Annotated in this window: 21 protein-coding genes; 12 read left to right on the top strand and 9 right to left on the bottom strand. The window is 74.8% G+C overall.

From position 1 onward, the window contains the following. Positions 1-18: 18 nt before the first annotated feature. Complete coding sequence (locus tag ACGFI2_RS21560) at positions 19-552, bottom strand: hypothetical protein (RefSeq protein ID WP_393519809.1); 534 nt, start codon at positions 550-552, stop codon at positions 19-21. A gap of 100 nt (positions 553-652) precedes the next feature. Between ACGFI2_RS21560 and ACGFI2_RS21555 the strand changes: the two genes are divergently transcribed. From ACGFI2_RS21555 to ACGFI2_RS21540, 4 genes are all read left to right on the top strand, one after another. Beyond that, positions 653-934 carry a hypothetical protein gene (locus ACGFI2_RS21555; RefSeq protein WP_393519806.1) on the top strand — a complete coding sequence of 94 codons (282 nt, stop codon included), beginning with the start codon at positions 653-655 and terminating at the stop codon, positions 932-934. Continuing rightward, positions 931-1908, top strand: a complete 978-nt coding sequence (locus ACGFI2_RS21550) for an asparaginase (protein WP_393519803.1) — start codon at positions 931-933, stop codon at positions 1906-1908. Before ACGFI2_RS21555 ends, ACGFI2_RS21550 begins: the two co-directional genes overlap by 4 nt. A 70-nt stretch (positions 1909-1978) precedes the next feature. Continuing rightward, positions 1979-2212 carry a DUF5522 domain-containing protein gene (locus tag ACGFI2_RS21545; protein ID WP_393519800.1) on the top strand — a complete coding sequence of 78 codons (234 nt, stop codon included), beginning with the start codon at positions 1979-1981 and terminating at the stop codon, positions 2210-2212. A gap of 87 nt (positions 2213-2299) precedes the next feature. Beyond that, positions 2300-2848, top strand: a complete 549-nt coding sequence (locus tag ACGFI2_RS21540) for a hypothetical protein (RefSeq protein ID WP_393519797.1) — start codon at positions 2300-2302, stop codon at positions 2846-2848. Positions 2849-2890: 42 nt separating this feature from the next. Here ACGFI2_RS21540 and ACGFI2_RS21535 read toward each other — a convergent pair whose 3' ends face one another. Beyond that, complete coding sequence (locus ACGFI2_RS21535) at positions 2891-3589, bottom strand: metal-dependent transcriptional regulator (RefSeq protein WP_393519794.1); 699 nt, start codon at positions 3587-3589, stop codon at positions 2891-2893. Positions 3590-3670: 81 nt separating this feature from the next. Between ACGFI2_RS21535 and ACGFI2_RS21530 the strand changes: the two genes are divergently transcribed. Genes ACGFI2_RS21530 through ACGFI2_RS21515 form a run of 4 tightly spaced genes read left to right on the top strand, consistent with a single transcriptional unit; the run spans position 3671 to position 8785 of the window. Continuing rightward, positions 3671-4108: a recombinase family protein gene (locus tag ACGFI2_RS21530; RefSeq protein ID WP_393519791.1), complete on the top strand. Its 438-nt coding sequence runs from the start codon at positions 3671-3673 to the stop codon at positions 4106-4108. 9 nt (positions 4109-4117) lie between these two features. Beyond that, positions 4118-4975 carry a sulfurtransferase gene (locus ACGFI2_RS21525; protein WP_393519788.1) on the top strand — a complete coding sequence of 286 codons (858 nt, stop codon included), beginning with the start codon at positions 4118-4120 and terminating at the stop codon, positions 4973-4975. Positions 4976-5022: 47 nt separating this feature from the next. Then, on the top strand, positions 5023-6204 hold the full coding sequence (locus ACGFI2_RS21520) for an acetoin utilization protein AcuC (protein WP_393519785.1): 1182 nt from the start codon (positions 5023-5025) through the stop codon (positions 6202-6204). A 25-nt stretch (positions 6205-6229) separates the two neighbouring features. Continuing rightward, positions 6230-8785, top strand: coding sequence for a GNAT family N-acetyltransferase (locus tag ACGFI2_RS21515; protein WP_393519782.1), 2556 nt, complete (start codon positions 6230-6232; stop codon positions 8783-8785). Positions 8786-8843: 58 nt separating this feature from the next. Here the strand turns inward: ACGFI2_RS21515 and ACGFI2_RS21510 are convergent, their stop codons facing one another. Both ACGFI2_RS21510 and sigB read right to left on the bottom strand, forming a co-directional pair. Next, positions 8844-9251 carry a VOC family protein gene (locus ACGFI2_RS21510; protein ID WP_393519779.1) on the bottom strand — a complete coding sequence of 136 codons (408 nt, stop codon included), beginning with the start codon at positions 9249-9251 and terminating at the stop codon, positions 8844-8846. Between the two features lie 84 nt (positions 9252-9335). After that, positions 9336-10322 carry an RNA polymerase sigma factor SigB gene (gene sigB, locus ACGFI2_RS21505; protein ID WP_393519776.1) on the bottom strand — a complete coding sequence of 329 codons (987 nt, stop codon included), beginning with the start codon at positions 10320-10322 and terminating at the stop codon, positions 9336-9338. 221 nt (positions 10323-10543) lie between these two features. Here sigB and ACGFI2_RS21500 point away from each other — a divergent pair, with 221 nt between their 5' ends. After that, on the top strand, positions 10544-11332 hold the full coding sequence (locus ACGFI2_RS21500) for a sporulation protein (protein ID WP_393519773.1): 789 nt from the start codon (positions 10544-10546) through the stop codon (positions 11330-11332). 12 nt (positions 11333-11344) lie between these two features. Here ACGFI2_RS21500 and dtd read toward each other — a convergent pair whose 3' ends face one another. After that, positions 11345-11767 (bottom strand): D-aminoacyl-tRNA deacylase, encoded by a 423-nt coding sequence (dtd, locus tag ACGFI2_RS21495; RefSeq protein WP_393519770.1) that lies wholly within the window; start codon positions 11765-11767, stop codon positions 11345-11347. Further along, entirely contained in the window at positions 11767-13251 is a 1485-nt protein-coding gene (locus ACGFI2_RS21490) for a methyltransferase (protein ID WP_393519767.1), read from the bottom strand. The genes dtd and ACGFI2_RS21490 overlap by 1 nt, the downstream gene beginning before the upstream one ends. A 183-nt stretch (positions 13252-13434) precedes the next feature. Between ACGFI2_RS21490 and ACGFI2_RS21485 the strand changes: the two genes are divergently transcribed. Together ACGFI2_RS21485 and ACGFI2_RS21480 are read left to right on the top strand one after the other, a co-directional pair. Next, complete coding sequence (locus ACGFI2_RS21485; RefSeq protein ID WP_393519764.1) at positions 13435-14655, top strand: S8 family serine peptidase; 1221 nt, start codon at positions 13435-13437, stop codon at positions 14653-14655. Between the two features lie 112 nt (positions 14656-14767). Continuing rightward, positions 14768-15349: an HhH-GPD-type base excision DNA repair protein gene (locus tag ACGFI2_RS21480; protein WP_393519761.1), complete on the top strand. Its 582-nt coding sequence runs from the start codon at positions 14768-14770 to the stop codon at positions 15347-15349. Positions 15350-15380: 31 nt separating this feature from the next. Here the strand turns inward: ACGFI2_RS21480 and ACGFI2_RS21475 are convergent, their stop codons facing one another. Next, positions 15381-15692, bottom strand: coding sequence for a hypothetical protein (locus ACGFI2_RS21475; protein ID WP_278107017.1), 312 nt, complete (start codon positions 15690-15692; stop codon positions 15381-15383). Then, entirely contained in the window at positions 15682-15993 is a 312-nt protein-coding gene (locus ACGFI2_RS21470) for a hypothetical protein (protein ID WP_091070514.1), read from the bottom strand. Before ACGFI2_RS21470 ends, ACGFI2_RS21475 begins: the two co-directional genes overlap by 11 nt. A gap of 99 nt (positions 15994-16092) precedes the next feature. Here ACGFI2_RS21470 and ACGFI2_RS21465 point away from each other — a divergent pair, with 99 nt between their 5' ends. After that, positions 16093-16449 carry a DUF3099 domain-containing protein gene (locus tag ACGFI2_RS21465; protein ID WP_269694935.1) on the top strand — a complete coding sequence of 119 codons (357 nt, stop codon included), beginning with the start codon at positions 16093-16095 and terminating at the stop codon, positions 16447-16449. A gap of 157 nt (positions 16450-16606) precedes the next feature. On the opposite strand, the gene ACGFI2_RS21460 is transcribed toward ACGFI2_RS21465, so the two are convergent. Then, complete coding sequence (locus ACGFI2_RS21460; RefSeq protein WP_393519874.1) at positions 16607-17485, bottom strand: carbohydrate kinase family protein; 879 nt, start codon at positions 17483-17485, stop codon at positions 16607-16609. Positions 17486-17501 lie beyond the last annotated feature (16 nt).

Genomic DNA, 17501 nt, shown 5'->3' with positions numbered 1-17501 from the left:
GGTCGCCCGGCGGGCGGCTCAGTCGGGCAGCGAGTCGACCGCCGAGGCGAGCACCCCGCGCAGGTCGGCCTCCGCGCCGGCCGGCAACTTCTCGGGCTTGACCACCTGGTACGCGACGCGCACCTCGTAGTGGTCGCCCCGCCAGGCCCAGCCGTCGAAGCGGGTCTCCCCGCCGTCCCACGGTTTCACCGCCACGCAGGAGTTGTCACCCGGTCCGTCGCCGCTCGGGTCGGTGGCGATGCGGGCGCACCGGTCCCGCCGCCACTTCTCGTCGTACATCCCGTCGGCGTCGACGGCCACGGTGACGAGCAGGTCGCCGCGCATGGAGGTGCCGCTGGTCAGGTCGACCGCGCACTCCCGGGCGCCGCTGAGGTCACCGAGGTTCGCCGAGGCGGTCGGCTGCGCGCCGGGCGCGAGCCGGGTCAGCAGGTCGGCCGGGAGCAGCGCGCAGGGGTCGCGGAGCTCGTCCGGCGGGGCTGTCTCGTCGGCGGCACAGCCGACGGTGGCCAGGAGCGCACCGGTGACCACGAGCATTGCGGCCGATCTCGTCATCTGTCCTCCTTGGACGGTCGCGGGGACCGTAGCAGCGCCGTGCCAACCTGAGGTTTCGCGGTCGCCACCCGTCCACATGTGGGTGACTAGGGTCGTGGGCGTGACCGAACCGGCCTGGCTCACCGAGACCCGCACCGCCTACGACACCGTGGCCGTGGACTACGCCCGGCTGTTGCCCGGGGTGGTGGAGCCGCCCCTGGACCGGGCCGTGCTGACCGCGTTCGCCGAGACGGTCGGGCCGGGCCGGCCGGTGCTGGAGGTCGGCTGCGGCACCGGCCGGGTCACCGCCCACCTGCGCCGCCTCGGCCTCGACGCGGCCGGCTTCCACCGGGTGCTCGCCCCCGGCGGTCACCTGCTGCTCGCCCAGCGGCCCGCCCGGTGAGCATCGCCCTGTTCACCCTCGGCGGGACCATCGCGATGGCGGGTGCCGGCGCCGGGGGAGTGGTCGCCCGGCTCACCGGCGCCGACCTGACCGCCGCCGTACCCGGTCTCGCCGACATCCCGCTCGACGTGCGTGACGTCGAGGCGGTGCCCAGCGCCGCGCTCGCGTACCGGCAGATCCTCGACCTGGTGGACGCGGCGGCCGAGGCGGTCGACGGCGGGGCGACCGGCGTGGTGGTCACCCAGGGCACCGACACGCTCGAGGAGACCGCGTGGCTGGCCGACCTGACCTGGCCGCACGCGGCGCCGCTGGTCTTCACCGGCGCGATGCGCAACCCGACGCTGGCCGGCCCGGACGGGCCGGCGAACCTGCTCGCGGCGGCCCGGGTCGCGACCGCGCCGGCCGCCCGGGACCTCGGCGTCCTGGCCGTGCTCAACGACGAGATCCACGCCGCGCGGTTCGTCCGCAAGACGCACAGCACCAGTACGGGCACGTTCGCCTCGCCCAATGCCGGGCCGCTCGGGCACGTGATCGAGGGGCGGGTACGGGTGCTGACCCGGCCGCCGCGACTCGCGCCGCTGCCGGCGGTGGATCGCGACCGGCTGGCGGCCACCCGGGTGGCGCTGCACACGGTCACCCTCGACGACGACGTGGCGCTGCTCGACGCGCTCACCGCCGGCCGGGACGGGCTGGTGGTGGCCGGGTTCGGGGTGGGGCACGTGCCGCCGGCGTTCGCCCCGGCGCTGGGCGCGCTGGCCGGGCGGATGCCTGTGGTGCTGACGTCGCGGACGGGAGCCGGGTCGGTGCTGCGGGACACCTACGGCGCGGTCGGCTCGGAGCGGGACCTGCGGCGGCGCGGGCTGGTCGACGGCGGGTTGCTCGATCCGTACAAGGCGAAGGTGCTGCTGCGGATGCTGCTCGCGGCCGGGGCGGACCGCGCGGCGATCACCGAGGCGTTCGCGCGGCACGGCTGAGAGGTGAGTTGAGAGGGGGCCCCGCCTATGCGGGAAACGTTAAGAAGGGGCCCCTCCTTACACTTCGGCGGTGGGTGACGAACTGGCGGACCGGCCGTTGACCGAGCCGCACCCGTCGCGGCTGCCGCCGCAGCACCCGGGCCGGGCCGCGATTCTGGCCGCGCACGCCGCCGCGCTGGCCGCCGGGGAGGCCGGCTACCTCGACCCGGACACCGGGCTGTTCGTGCTCAGTGCCGGGTTCCTGGCCCGGCGCGGCACGTGCTGCGGGCGAGGGTGCCGGCACTGTCCGTACCTGGCCGATTAGGGCCTTCCGTCCCCGTCGCGCGCGCCGTACGGTGTCCGACGGAACTCCGGCGGGCCACCGCCCGCCGCCGATCGCGGAGGTCTCCCCGTGCGCGCCCGTACCTGGCTGGCCGTCTCGGCCGTCCTGCTCGCCACCGGCTGCGCCGAGGACGCCTCGGAGGTGGAGGTCCCGGCCGCCCCGCCACCGGCGGCCGAGGTCGCCGCCGCCTCCTCCGGCGGGGCCTGCCGGCTGCTCGACTTCGCGGTGATCGCCGAGCACACCGGCGGCACGTTCGACGTGGCCGCCGCCACCGACCGGGGCGACACGCACACCTGCGTGGTCCGCGCCCAGCAGGCGGCGCTGCCCGAGCTGACGCTCTCGGTGACCGACACGTCCATCGACGCGGCCACGTTCACCGCCGACGTGCAGCCGCGGGGCGCGGCGAAGGTCACCAAGCTGGGGAAGATCGCCTACCGGCGTACCGTGTCGAAGACCGCTAAGGCCGGCCCGGTCGCCGAGGTGGGCTGGCTGGCCGGGGAGGACCGGCTGGCCAGCCTCCGGTGGACCACTCCGCCCGGCACCGCCTCGGCGGAGGCGGAGCGGGCGACCGCCAAGCTGGTCGCCCTGGCCAAGGTGATCGACACGAGGAAGCTCTGACCGAAGGTCGGTCGGGGAAGCTGTGAGCCCCGGCCCGGGAGGTCAGCGGGCCGCGACGAAGACGCGGGAGGCCACCTCGCGGGGCAGCCGCACCCGGTCGCCGGAGCGGTCGATGGAGACGCCGTCGCGCTCCTGCGCCACGGTGACGGTCGCGCCCGGGTCGACGCCGGCCGCGTGCAGCTGCCGGAGCACGTCCGCGTCGGTCTGCACGCTCTCGCAGATCCGCCGCACCACCACCGGGCCGGACAGGCCCGGGAAGGCCAGGTTGCGCTCGCCCTCGACGGACTCGGCCGGGTGCTGGCCCGGGTCGCCCAGCTCCTCCAGGCCCGGGATCGGGTTGCCGTAGGGCGAGCGGGACGGGCGGTTGAGCAGGTCGTAGACCCGCTTCTCGACCGCGTCGCTCATCACGTGCTCCCAGCGGCAGGCCTCCTCGTGGGCCTCCTCGTAGGGCATCCCGATCACGTTGACCAGCAGCAGCTCGGCCAGCCGGTGCTTGCGCATCACCGACACCGCGGAGTTGCGGCCCAGCGCGGTGAGGGTCAGGTGCCGGTCGCCCTCGACAGTGAGCAGGCCGTCCCGCTCCATCCGGGCGACGGTCTGGCTGACGGTCGGGCCGCTCTGGCGCAGCCGCTCGGCGATGCGCGCGCGCAGCGGTGGCACACCCTCCTCCTCCAGCTCGAGGATGGTGCGCAGGTACATCTCGGTCGTGTCGACCAGTGAGTGAGCGTTGATCTTTATCACCCGTAAGCGAGTAACGAACCGGAATCTCCAGTGTCTCACGAGTAGCCCCTGAGCTGCCAACACCATGACGGGGAGGCCACGGTGGGTGAGTCCGTGCCGCTGAGGTGCGCGATCTACTGCCGGATCAGCCAGGACCGGGAGAGCGAACTGAGGGGCGTGACCCGGCAGGAGCAGGACTGCCGGGAACTGGCTGCCCAGCGCGGGTGGGAGGTGGTCGGCGTCTATGTCGACAACGACCTGTCCGCATCCACCCGGAGCAAGAAGAGCCGACCGGAGTTCGACGCGATGGTCGCTGCGGTGAGGGCGGGGGCCATCGACGTACTGGACGACTGGCTCGATGACGACCCGGACCGGTTGATGGTTCGTCGGGCGATCCTGAATCGCTACGTCAGTCGGATCATCGTCAAGCCGATCGGTAAGGGGGCGAGCAGCCGCTGGGGTGGACCGCCTCCTGACTCCGTGGTCATCGTCCCCCGACAAGCCGGTCGGTCGGACCGTACCGGTGACCGGTGGTGTTGACTGGACCGCATGTCCGGAACCGCAGAGCTGCTGGTCGAGCCGGACCGGCTCGCCGCCGAGCTCGACCGCGCCGACCCGCCCGTCCTGCTGGACGTCCGGTGGCGGCTCGCCGGCCCGCCCGGCCGCGACGACCACACCGCCGGCCACCTGCCCGGCGCCGTCTTCGTCGACCTGGACACCGAGCTGTGCGGGCGACCCGGCGCCGCCGGCCGGCACCCGCTGCCCGACCCCGCCGCCTTGCAGGTCGCGCTGCGGGCCGCCGGCGTCCGCGCCGGTCACCCGGTGGTGGTATATGACGGCGGCGACGGGATGTCCGCCGCCCGGGCCTGGTGGACGCTGCGCTGGGCGGGTCACCGGGCGGTGCGGGTGCTGCACGGCGGCTGGCCGGCCTGGACGGCCGCCGGGCTGCCGGTGGACACCACGACGCCCGAGCCGGCGCCCGGCGACGTGACGGTCACCCCCGGCGCGCTTCCGGTGCTCGACGCCGCGCAGGCCGCCCGGCTCGCCGCCGCCGACGCCGGGGTCCTGCTCGACGTGCGGGCCGCCCCGCGCTACCGGGGCGAGACCGAGCCCGTCGACCCGGTCGCCGGGCACGTTCCGGGCGCGGTCAACCTGCCCGCCCCGGCGTACGTGACCCAGGGCCGGTTCCCCGCCGCCGAGGCGCTGCGGGCGCGCTTCGCCGAGGCCGGGGTGGACGACGGCGCGCCGGTCGGGGCGTACTGCGGCTCCGGGGTGACCGCCGCGCAGGCGGTGCTGGCGTTGCACCTGGCCGGCCGACCGGACGCCGCCCTGTACGTCGGCTCGTGGAGCGAATGGGTGACCGACCCGGCCCGTCCGGTGGCGACCGGCGGCGGCGCCGCCCGGTGAGCGCGCGGCTGGTGGGCGAGCCCCGGCCCACGTGCGACGATGGCCGCATGGCCGACGACACGGTGGTGGTGTGGGACGAGGCTCTCCTCGGCTACGACATGGGAGACCATCCCCTCGACCCGGTGCGGGTCGAGCTGACCATGGCGCTCGCCCGCGAGCTGGGGGTGCTCGACCGGCCCGGGGTGCGACTGGTCGAGCCCGAGCCGGCCGACGACGCGCTGCTGACCCGGGTGCACGACCCGGCCTACCTGGCCGCGGTCCGCGCCGCGCCGCACGACCCGCTCTTCGCCGGTTTCGGGCTGGGCACCTCCGACAACCCGGTCTTCGACGGGATGCACGAGTCGAGCGCCCTGATCGCCGGCGCCACCGTGGCCGCCGCCGAGGCGGTCTGGCGGGGCGAGGCCCGGCGCGCGGTGAACGTGGCCGGCGGCCTGCACCACGCCATGCCGGCCCGGGCCGCCGGTTTCTGTGTCTACAACGATCCGGCGGTGGCCATCGCCCGCCTGCTGGACCTGGGCGCCGAGCGGATCGCGTACGTGGACGTGGACGTGCACCACGGCGACGGCGTGCAGGAGATCTTCTACCGGGACCCGCGGGTGCTCACGGTCAGCCTGCACGAGACCCCGCTCGCGCTCTTCCCCGGCACCGGTTTCCCGGACGAGACCGGCGGGCCGGGCGCGGAGGGCACCGCGGTCAACCTGCCGCTGCCACCGGGAGTCGGCGACGCCGGCTGGCAGCGGGCGTTCCACGCGGTGGTGCCGTCGGTGCTGCGCGCGTTCCGGCCGCAGCTGCTGGTCACCCAGTGCGGGGCGGACGGGCACCGGGCCGACCCGCTGGCCGACCTGCACCTGTCCGTGGACGGGCAGCGGGCCACCTACCGGTCGCTGCGCGCGCTCGCCGACGAGCTGTGCGACGGCCGCTGGGTGGCCACCGGCGGCGGCGGCTACGCGCTGGTCGAGGTGGTGCCCCGGGCCTGGACGCACCTGCTCGCCGTGGCCACCGGCGAACCGCTCGACCCGGCCGCGCTCACCCCGCCGGGTTGGCGGGAACTGGCCGCGCGCCGCCGGCCCGGGCACGACGTCCCGCTGCGGATGACCGACGACGTCGACCCGGAATACCAGCCGTGGCAGCCCAGCGGCGAGCCGAACGCGGTGGACCGGGCGGTCGCGGCCACCCGCAAGGCGGTCTTCCCGCTGCTCGGCCTCGACCCGCACGACCCGCGCGACTGAGCCGGCGGTGAAGGAGGACGGACCGGTGACCACCGTGGAGCAACCGGTGGACGTGCTGCTCAGCGACGGCACCACCGTCCAGTTGCGACAGATCCGCCCGGACGACGCGGCGGCGATCGTGGCGATGCACGCCCGCTTCTCCGAGCGCACCCGCTACCTGCGCTACTTCTCGCCGTACCCGCGGATTCCGGAGCGGGACCTCAAGCGCTTCGTCACCGTCGACCACCGCGACCGGGAGGCGTTCGTGGTGCTGGCCGGCGAGCGGATCGTCGCCGTCGGCCGGTACGAGCGGCTCGGCCCTGCCTCGCCGGAGGCCGAGGTGGCGTTCGTGGTGGAGGACGCCTACCAGGGCCGGGGCATCGGCTCGGTGCTGCTGGAGCACCTGGCGGACGCGGCCGGCCGGCACGGCATCGCGCACTTCGTCGCCGAGGTGCTCCCCGCCAACGGGACGATGCTGCGGGTCTTCGCCGACTTCGGCTACCAGGTCCAGCGCCAGTACGCCGACGGCGTGGTGCACCTGAGCTTCCCGATCGCGGCCACCGAGGCGACGCTGGAGGTGCAGCGCGGCCGGGAGCACCGCACCGAGGCGCGGTCCATCGCCCGGCTGCTCGCCCCGCGCGGCATCGCCGTCTACGGCGCCAGCACCACCGGCCAGGGCGTCGGCGCGGCGCTGCTCGGGCACCTGCGCGACGGCGGGTTCACCGGCGCGATCGTGCCGGTGCACCCGAGCGCGGCGACCGTGGCCGGGCTGCCGGCGTACCGGTCGGCGGTCGACGCCGGCCTCGACGTGGATCTGGCGGTGGTGGCGGTCGCGCCGGAGGCGGTGACCGAGGTGGTCGACGACGCGGCCCGGGCCGGCGCGCACGGGCTGGTGGTGGTCTCGGCCGGGTTCGCCGAGTCCGGCCCGGCCGGCGCGGCGGCGCAGCGGGCCCTGGTCCGGGCCGCGCACCTGGCCGGCATGCGGGTGGTCGGCCCGAACTGTCTCGGCGTCGCCAACACCGACCCGGCGGTACGCCTCAACGCCACGCTCGCCCCGGTGCTGCCGGCGCCGGGCCGGGTCGGCGTGTTCAGCCAGTCCGGCGCGTTCGGGGTGGCGCTGCTGGCGGAGGCGTCCCGGCGCGGGCTCGGGCTGTCCAGCTTCGTCTCGGCCGGCAACCGGGCCGACGTGTCCGGCAACGACCTGCTGCAGTACTGGCAGGACGATCCGGGCACCGACGTGATCACGCTCTACCTGGAGACGTTCGGCAATCCGCGCAAGTTCGCCCGGTTGGCCCGGCGGATCGGCCGGAGCAAGCCGGTGGTGGCGCTGGCGTCGCTGGCCCGGCCGCCGGGCGTGGGCGAGGCGCCGGCGCTGGACGCCGCCGCGGTCAGCGCGTTGTTCGCCCAGTCCGGGGTGATCCGGGTGGACACCGTGGCGGAGCTGCTCGACGTGGGCGTGCTGCTGGCTCACCAGCCGTTGCCGGCCGGGCGGCGGATCGCCGTGGTCGGCAACTCGTCGGCGTTGACCGGGCTGGCCGCGACCGCCGCCGCCGGGCAGGGCCTGGTCGTCGCGGAGGGGTACCCGCACGACGTCGGGCCGAGCGCGGGCGCCGCCGCGTACGCCGCCGCGCTGGCCGCCGCGGCGGCCGACGAGCGGGTGGACGCCGTGGTGGCGGTCTTCGCCCCACCGCTGCCCGGCCAGCTCACCGACCCGGAGGCCGACTTCGCGGCGGCGCTGCCCGACGCGCGTGCCACCGGCAAGCCGGTGGTGGCGACGTTCCTCGCCGGCCGGGTGCCAACCGGGGTGCCGGCGTACCCGAGCGTGGAGGAGGCGGTGCGGGCGCTGGCCCGGGTCACCCGGTACGCGGACTGGCTGCGCCGGCCGCCCGGCGTGCTGCCCGAGCTGGCCCGGGTGGACCGGTCGGCGGGGCAGGCCGCGCTGGGACCCGACGGGGTGGAGACGGCCGCGCTGCTCGGCGCGTACGGGATCGACGTGGTGGAGTCGGCGCCGGCCGGCTCGGCCGACGAGGTGGTGGCGGCGGGGGAGCGGCTCGGCTGGCCGGTGGCGCTCAAGGCGGCCGCCCCGGGGCTGCGGCACCGCCTCGATCTGGGTGCGGTCCGGCTCGACCTGGCCGACGCCGGGGCGGTGCGCCGCGCGTACGCCGAGATGGCCCCGGTGTTCGGCCCGGAGGTGCTGGTCCAGCCGATGGTCGCGCCGGGCGTGGCGTGCGTGGTGGAGCTGGTCGAGGATCCGGCGTTCGGGCCGGTGGTCGGGTTCGGGCTGGGCGGCGTGGCGACCGAGCTGCTCGGCGACCGGGCCTGGCGGGCGGTGCCGCTGACCGACCGGGACGCCGCGGAGCTGGTCGACGAGCCGCGCGCCGCGCCGCTGCTGCACGGGCACCGGGGCGCCGCGCCGGTGGACCGGGCGGCCCTGGTCGACCTGCTGCTGCGGGTCGGCCGGCTGGCCGACGAGCAGCCCCGGGTGCGGTCGCTCACGCTCAACCCGGTGCTGGCCCGCCCCGACGGCATCTCGGTGCTGCACGCCACGGTCCGCACCGGCGCGGAGACGCCGCGCCCCGACACCGGCCCCCGCCGGTTGTGAGGAAGGGCCCCCGGTTGACGCATCCGGTAGCGGAGGGGGCCCCTGTCAACTCCCGGCCTCAGCCGCGCGCGGAGATCTGCTGCACCGACCACTCGTTGCCGTCCGGGTCGCGGAAGAACACGAAGCCGACGTTGTCCAGCGGGTGCGGCACCGGGCCCGGGTTGCGCCCGACCACCTGGATCTCGCTGACCTCGACGCCCCGCTCGACCAGCTCCGCGCGAGCTTTCTCCAGGTCGGCCACGACCAGTTGCAGCCCCTTGAGCGAGCCCGGCGGCATCTCGGGCACCACGCCCCGGCCGAGGACGATCGAGCACCCGGAGCCGGGGGGCGTGAGTTGCACGATCCGCCCCACCCCGCCCAGGTCCGTGTCGTGGTCGACGGCGAAGCCGACCCGCTCGGCGTAGAACTCCTTCGCCCGGTCCACGTCGGAGACCGGCACGATCACCACTTCCAGGGTCCAGTTCACCGCCCCAGCGTGGCCGTCCCGGGCCGCCCGTTCAAGCGCGACAGGCCCCGGCGAACCGCCGGGGCCTGTCGGTGGGGCATCGGATCAGCAGGCGTACGCCTCCAGCCGGTTCGCCCGCTCCGGGTCGCGCAGCTTGAGCAGCGTCACCTTCTCGATCTGCCGGATCCGCTCCCGGGACAGCCCGAACTCGCGGCCCACCTCGTCGAGGGTGCGCTGCCGGCCGTCGTCCAGGCCGAAGCGCAGCCGGATGACCGCCTGCTCCCGCTGGGAGAGGGTGGCCAGCACGATGCGTACCTCGTTGCGCAGCTCGCCGTTGGCGGCGGCGTCGCCGGGCTCGGTGCGCGGGTCCACCGCGGCGACGAAGTCGCCGAGCGCGCTCTCGCCGTCCTCGCCGACCGCCTGGTCCAGGCTCACCGGCTCCCGGTCGTAGGAGATCAGCTCGATCACCTGGTACTCGGGGACCTCCAGCGCGGTGGCCACCTCGCCGACGGTGGGCTCGCGACCCAGCGTCACGGACAGCTCGCGGCGTACCCGGACCATGCGGTTGACCTGCTCGACCATGTGCACCGGGATGCGGATGGTGCGGGCCTGGTCGGCCATGGCGCGGGTGATGGCCTGGCGGATCCACCAGGTGGCGTACGTGGAGAACTTGTAGCCCTTGGTGTAGTCGAACTTCTCGACGGCGCGGATCAGGCCGAGGTTGCCCTCCTGGATCAGGTCGAGGAAGGCCATGCCCCGCCCGGTGTAGCGCTTGGCGATGCTCACCACGAGCCGCAGGTTCGCCTCCAGCAGGTGGTCCTTGGCGGCGCGGCCCTCGGCCGCGATCAGCGCCAGGTCCGCACGCAGCTCGGCGGAGACCGGGGAGCAGGTGGCCAGCTTCTCGTCGGCGAAGAGGCCGGCCTCGATCCGCCGGCTCAGCTCGACCTCCTGCGCCGCGGTGAGCAGCTTGGTGCGGCCGATGCCGTTCAGGTACGCCCGGACCAGGTCGGTGGAGACGCCGCGCTCATCGGTGGCGTCGAGGTCCGTGAGGGTGACGTCCATGTCCTGGTGCTCGATCATCTGCTGGGTCATCTCTGTCTCTCCCCGTGTCCTACGAGCCGTACCGGCCCCCGTGCCGCCGGCGTGGTGGGCCGGTGACAAACAGCTTGGCGGTCGGGGCGTGAGACGGGAGTGAGGCGATCGGGGACCCGACACGAATCCGCGCGGAATTCGGGCTGTCGCTTGCCGGAGCCGGTTACCGTGCCAGCGAACCGGCCGGCCGGGCCGGGCAGCACAGGCGATCGGAGAACCAGGTGGTCTTCAAACGGCTCATGCAGGCGATGGGTGTGGGCGGAGCGTCGGTGGAGACGGTCCTGGCCAACCCGAACTGCCGCCCCGGCGGGCTGTTGGAGGGCCGGATCCAGGTGGCCGGCGGCGACCACCCGGTGGATGTGAGCTACGTCTCGCTCGGCCTGGTCACCCGGGTCGAGGTGGAGAGCGGCGACTCGGAGTACGACACCAACCAGGAGTTCGGCCAGGTCCGGGTGACCGGCGCGTTCCGGCTGGACCCGGGGCAGCGCCACGACGTGCCGTTCCGTTTCCAGGTGCCCTGGGAGACGCCGCTCACCGACCTGTACGGCCAGCACCTGCACGGCATGACCATGGGGTTGCGCACCGAGCTGGAGGTGGCCCGCGCGGTCGACTCCACCGACCTGGACGCGGTCGCGGTGCACCCGCTGCCGGCCCAGGAGCGACTGCTGGAGGCGCTGCTGCGGCTGGGTTTCCGGTTCGCCCGCGCCGACGTCGAGCGGGGCCACATCTACGGCGTACGCCAGCAGCTGCCGTTCTACCAGGAGATCGAGTTCTACCCGGCGCCGCAGTACGCCCGCGCCATGAACCAGCTCGAGGTCACCTTCGTCACCGACCCGCACCAGGTGCAGGTGGTGCTGGAGATGGACAAGCGGGGCGGGCTGTTCACCGAGGGCCGGGACGCGTTCGGGCGGTTCACCGTGGACCACGCCACCGCGGACCGCACCGACTGGGCCGCCCAGCTCGACGGCTGGCTCCGCCAGTCGCTGTCCCGGCGCGGCCTGTTCTTCTAGAGATCCACCGGGCTAGAGGTCCAGCAGGAGGGTGCGGGGGCCGACGTTGACGCTCTCCACCAGCATGTGGGTGCGGAAGCGGCCGGTCTCCACCTTCGCGCCCCGGGCCCGCAGCTCCTCGACCACGGTCTCCACCAGGGGTTCCGCCACCTGCGCGGGGGCGGCGGCGGTCCAGCTCGGTCGCCGTCCCTTGCGGGCGTCGCCGTAGAGCGTGAACTGGCTGACCACGAGCAGCGGCGCCCCGGCGTCGGCGGCGCTGCGCTCGTCGTCCAGGATGCGCAGCTCGTGCAGCTTGCGGGCCATGGTGGCGGCCACCTGCGGAGTGTCGGTGTGGGTGACGCCGAGCAGCACCAGCAGCCCGTCGGCGATCTCGCCCACCACCGCGCCGTCGACGGTGACCGAGGCCCGGCCGACGGTCTGCACCAGCGCCCGCATCAGTCCAGCACCGGCTCGACGAGGCCGCGCTCGACCAGGTGCGCCACGATCGGACCGGCCGCCTCGGCCAGCTCGTCGGGCGCCACGTCGTGTGCGACGGCGAGCAGGGCGAGCTGGTCGCGCAGCGGCAGCCGGCCGTCCGCGCCACCGACCAGGGCGAGCACCAGCGGGTCGATCTCCTCGGACCAGCGCAGCCCGCGCGGCGCGGCCAGGACCTGCCGGTCCACCGCCCAGCCGTCGTCGCCCATGGTCGCCTCCTGGCGCAGTTGCAGCCCGTCGGCGGCCCGGTAGCGGGCGGCGAGCAGCCCGTCGGTGTCCCGGGCGCGCAGCCAGTCCTGCCGGTCGAACCATTCGCCGATCCGGTCGCCGAGCGGCGGTTCCACCCGTTGGCGCAGATCCTCGACCCGGACGATCGGCTGCTCGTGCCCGGCGCGGCGCAGCGACACGATGCCGAACCCGACCGCCTCCACCTTGTGCGCGTCGAACCAGTCCAGCCACGCCTCCATCCGGTGCGGGTCGGCGCTCTCCCCGACGTCGGTGAGCCAGAGGTTCACGTACGCCATCGGGTCGGCCACCTCGCGCTGGATCACCCAGGCGTCCAGCCCGGTGCCGGCGAACCAGCCGGTGACCCGGTCGGCCCAGTCCTCGCCGCTGACGTGCACCCAGTTCGCCAGGTACTGCATGGTGCCGCCGTCGGTGAGCAGGTGCGGCGCGGCGGCGGCCAGTTCGGCGCCGATCGCGTCGCCGACCCGCCCGGAGTCGCGGTAGACGTGCGTGGTGGTGCCGGGGCCGACCACGAACGGCGGGTTGCTGACCACCAGGTCGAATCGGCGCCCGGCGACCGGGGCGACCAGGTCGCCGCGGAGCAGCTCCCAGTCCTGCCCGTTGAGCGCGGCGGTGGTGGCGGCGAAGCGCAGCGCCCGCTCGGAGACGTCGGTGGCGGTGACCCGGCGGGCGTGGGTGCCCAGGTGCAGCGCCTGCACGCCGGAGCCGGTGCCGAGGTCCAGCGCGGTATCCGCCGGGCGGCGCACGGCGGCGCCGATCAGCGTCTGGGTGGCCCCGCCGATGCCGAGCACGTGCTCGGCGTGCAACGGCCGGCCGGGCCGGGCGCTGGCCGGCACGTCGGCGAGCACCCACCAGTCGTCGGCGTACGGCTCCAGGTCGACGCCGGCGCGCAGCCCGTCGCCGTGCCGCTCGACGATGCCCCCGGCGAGCGCCTCGTCCACGCTCAGCGGGGCCAGCGCGGCGGCCACCACCGGCTCCGGCTCGGTCTGGTCGCAGATGAACACCCGGATCAGGGTGGCCAGCCGGTCGCGGTCCTCGGTGGCGCGCAGCGCGGCCCGGTGGTCGTTGCGGGCGACCCCGCCGGTGGCCTGCGAGCCGAGCCGCCCGGCGATGCCGTTGGCGGTGAAGTCGGCAAGCGTCAGCGCGGTGCGCAGCGCGTCGACCCCGGCGGGGGAGAGCAGCATGTCGTGACGGTCCACATGGCCATCCTGCCCCGACCGCCGCCCGATGCGACGCGCACCCGCCGGATCGCCGATGGCCGACGGTATTACCCGGCAACTATCTCTTTCATGAACATCGATGTGTGGTTAGCATTCCTGCCAACATCCGTCGATGGGCGTTCCGCCGGCCACGAACCGGCCCGCCCGGTAGGGAGCCACACGATGCCCGACGTGTCCGTCCCCCGGCGTCGCGCGCTGCGCGCGCTCGCCGTCACGGCCGCCGCGGCGGCCCTCACCGCCGCCGCCTCCACCCCGGCCCTCGCCGCGCCGACCGGCCAGATCCGGTACGCCGGGGCCGCCGACGCCGTCAGCGGCAGCTACCTGGTCGTGCTCAAGGGCGACGCGGTCGGCGCCGCGAACAGCCGTACCGCCCGCACCGCCGTGCCGGACCGGGCCGCCGGCCTGGCCAAGCGCTACGGCGGCAGCGTCGGCACGGTGTGGAGCGCCGCGCTCACCGGCTACAGCGCCAAGATGAGCACCGGACAGGCGCGTCGGCTGGCCGCCGACCCGGCCGTCGCGTACGTCGAGCAGGACCGCCGGGTGACCGTGCAGGGCACCCAGACCGGCGCCACCTGGGGCCTGGACCGGATCGACCAGCGCAACCTGCCGCTGAACAGCACCTACACCTACCCGAACACCGCCACCAACGTGCGCGCCTACATCATCGACACCGGCATCCGGACCACGCACAGCCAGTTCGGCGGCCGGGCCACCTGGGGCACCAACACGGTGGACAGCAACAACACCGACTGCAACGGCCACGGTACGCACGTCGCCGGCACGGTCGGCGGCAGCACCTACGGCGTGGCCAAGGGGGTACGGCTGATCGCGGTGAAGGTGCTCAACTGCTCCGGCAGCGGCACCACCGCCGGCGTGGTCAACGGCGTCAACTGGGTCACCTCGAACGCGGTCAAGCCGGCGGTGGCCAACATGAGCCTCGGCGGCGGCGTCAGCACCTCGCTGGACAACGCGGTGGCCAACTCGATCAGCTCCGGCATCACGTACGCGCTGGCCGCCGGCAACTCCAGCGCCAACGCCTGCAACTCCTCGCCGGCCCGGGTCGCCTCGGCGATCACGGTGGGCTCGACCACCAGCAGCGACGCGCGTTCGTCGTTCTCCAACTACGGCTCCTGCGTGGACATCTTCGCGCCCGGCTCGTCGATCACGTCGTCGTGGAACAGCAGCGACAGCGCGACCAACACGATCAGCGGCACCTCGATGGCCTCGCCGCACGTGGCCGGCGCGGCGGCGCTGGTGCTGTCCGCCAACCCGTCCTACAGCCCGTCGCAGGTGGCCAGCTACCTGACCAGCAACGCCACCACCGGCAAGGTGACCAACCCGGGTTCGGGCTCGCCGAACCGGCTGCTCTTCGTGGTGAACTGACCCGCAGCGTGAGCCGCGCGGCCCGGTGGACCCCAGCGGAGTCCACCGGGCCGCGTCGTGCTCGTCGGGGAGTCGGCGGCGGGACCGGCGCCCGGGGCGGCAGGATGGGGGCATGACGCTCTCCCTGCCCATCGACCCGCAGGCCAACGAGTTGCTGGCGCGCAGCCCGCTGGCGCTGCTCCTCGGCATGGTGCTGGACCAGCAGGTGCCGATGGAGAAGGCGTTCTCCTCCCCGTACGTGCTGGCGCAGCGGCTCGGCCACGAGCCGGACGCCCGGGAGCTGGCCGGGTACGACCCGGAGGCGCTGGTGGAGCTGTTCGCCCGGCCACCGGCGCTGCACCGCTTCCCGAAGGCGATGGCGGCCCGGGCGCAGGAGGTCTGCCGGGCGCTGGTGGACCGCTACGACGGCGACCCGGCCCGGCTCTGGTCCGAGGCGTCCGACGGCGGTGAGCTGCTGCGCCGGGTCGGCGAGCTGCCCGGCTTCGGCCGGCAGAAGGCGCAGATCTTCGTCGCGCTGCTGGGCAAGCGGTTCGGGGTCACCCCGGCGGGCTGGCGCGAGGCGGCCGGCTCCTACGGCGACGCGGAGGCGTACCGGTCGGTGGCGGACGTGACCGACCCGGACTCGCTGCGCCGGGTGCGCGAGTTCAAGCAGCGGACGAAGGCGGAGGCGAAGGCGAAGGCCGCGAAGGGCTGACGGTGGGCGAGCAGCCCTGCCGGCGCTCCGCTCAGGCGGCGGTCGGGCGGGACAGCGAGGCCAGCGCGCGGCGCACGTCGGCCAGCGAGACCGTGGCCGAGTCGTCCAGGTCGGCCAGGCCGGCCTCGATCCACTGCCGCATCAGCGTGGTCACGCCGATGCCGCGTGCGTCGGCGGCGGCCCGGACCCGTTCGTACGTCTCCAGCGGCAGGCGTACCGACCGGCTGACCATCGGCACGTCGGTGTCGGGGGTGGGCAGTTGCGCCGGCGACGTCTCGTCGATCAGGTCGGCGAACGCGTCGCCGCCGCCGTGGAACCGCTTGGTCGCCTCGTCACGGTGCATCGTGACCGCCTCCTCGTCGGCGTGACCTCCGCACCGCCTCGTCGTAGCGCTTGGCCTCGACGTCGCTCAGCTCGCGGGCGGAGAGGATGTCCCAGTCGTTGTCGGTGCCGTCGGCCTCGGCCAGCAGCACGGCGAGACGCCGGCCGCGGTGGTCGGTGGCGTAGACCACCATCACGTCGTCACCGAGGTGCCGGATGACCCGGCGGTTGCTGTGCAGGGCCTCCCAGACTTCCCCGGGCGTGACGTCGTAGACCCGCAGGTTCGCCAGCGCCTCGTCGGTGAAGCTGAACCGGTTGGCCACCCGCGCAGCGTACCACGGACGTAACACGTCGACCGGATTCTCGTCGATCGCCCGTGGGGAGTGACAGGATGGGTCGTATCCCCTCGTAGGAGGTCCGTGGTGAAGCATCAGGCCTACCAGCCGATCCTGATCACCGACGCCTCGCGGAGCCAGGACGACCAGCTCAACAGCCGGCAGAAGCGCTACGTGCTGATGATGGGCGTCCGGGTCGCCTGCCTGGTCGCGGGCGCGATCCTGGTCGGCGTCAAGGCCCCGCTGCTGTGGCTCTGGTTGCCGCTGTGCGCGCTCGGCATGGTGCTCATCCCGTGGCTCGCGGTGCTGCTGGCGAACGACCGCCCGCCCAAGGAAGAGCACCGCCTGGCCGGCCGGTTCCAGCCCCGCAGCCGCGACGAGACCCCGCCGATGGCGTTGTCCGCCGAGGAGCGCCCGCACAAGGTCATCGACGCCGAGCCCTGACCTCGCATCACTCTCCGTAACGCTCGGTGAACGAGATCCGGGAAGAATGCGCCATGCCTGTGAGTCATGTTCATGACTCACAGGCATGCCGCCCACGAGGGATGCCTCGGGTCCGGCGCGACACGCCCACCGTCAGCAACCGGCGGGCGCCGTCGGTTCACGCGGCCGGGCGGGCACCCACCGTGGTCACGGCCAACGCGCCCAGGTCGCCGGCCCGGGCCAGCGCCGCGCCGGGCGAGGCGCCGGCCAGCCAGGCGGTGAGCAGGCCGGCGGCGAACGCGTCCCCCGCGCCGGTGACGTCCACCACGGCCACCCCGGGCGCCGGGGCGGCCTCCACCCGGCCGCCGCGTTCCACCCAGACCGCGCCGGCCGCGCCGCGCTTGACCACCACCCGGTGCGCCACCGAGGTCAGCGCCCGGGCCTGCGCCGCCGGGTCGAGACCGCCGGCCAGCACCGTCGCCTCGTCCGTGTTGACCAGCAGCAGGTCGACGTCGCGTACCCAGGTCAGGAACGCCCCGCCGACGCGCCGCAACGGCGCCGCGGAGGCCGCGTCGACGCTGACGGTCAGCCCACGCTCGCGGGCGGCGGCCAGCGCGCGCAGGCCCGCGCCGCGCGACCCGACGTCCAGCAGGGTGTACGCGGACAGGTGCAGGTGCCCGGCGTCGGGCGCGGCGGCCAGCGCGGCGTCCACGTGGCGCGCGGACAGCCGCAGGTTCGCGCCGCGCTGGCTGACCATGGTGCGTTCCCCGTCGTGGGTGAGCACGATCACCGTGCCGGTCGGGTAGCCCTCGTGCCGCTCCACCGCGCAGTCCACGCCGATCCGGGTCAGCTCGGCCACCCGGTCCCGGCCGGTCTCGTCGTCGCCCACCGCGGCCACCAGCGTCACGGCCGAGCCCTGCCCGGCGAGCCAGGCCGCGGTGTTGGCCGCCTGCCCGCCGCCGCTGAACCGGATCCCGGCCGCGGTGTCCGAGCCGGTGGCGAGCGGCCCGGACAGCATGGCGACCACGTCGGTGATCACGTCGCCGACGACGACGATGCGCGGGACCGCACGG

Source organism: Micromonospora sp. NPDC049282, assembly GCF_043197045.1.
Taxonomy (GTDB): domain Bacteria; phylum Actinomycetota; class Actinomycetes; order Mycobacteriales; family Micromonosporaceae; genus Micromonospora.
The sequence above is the reverse complement of the archived record's forward strand: the minus strand, read 5'-3'. Positions and strand labels throughout refer to the sequence as shown.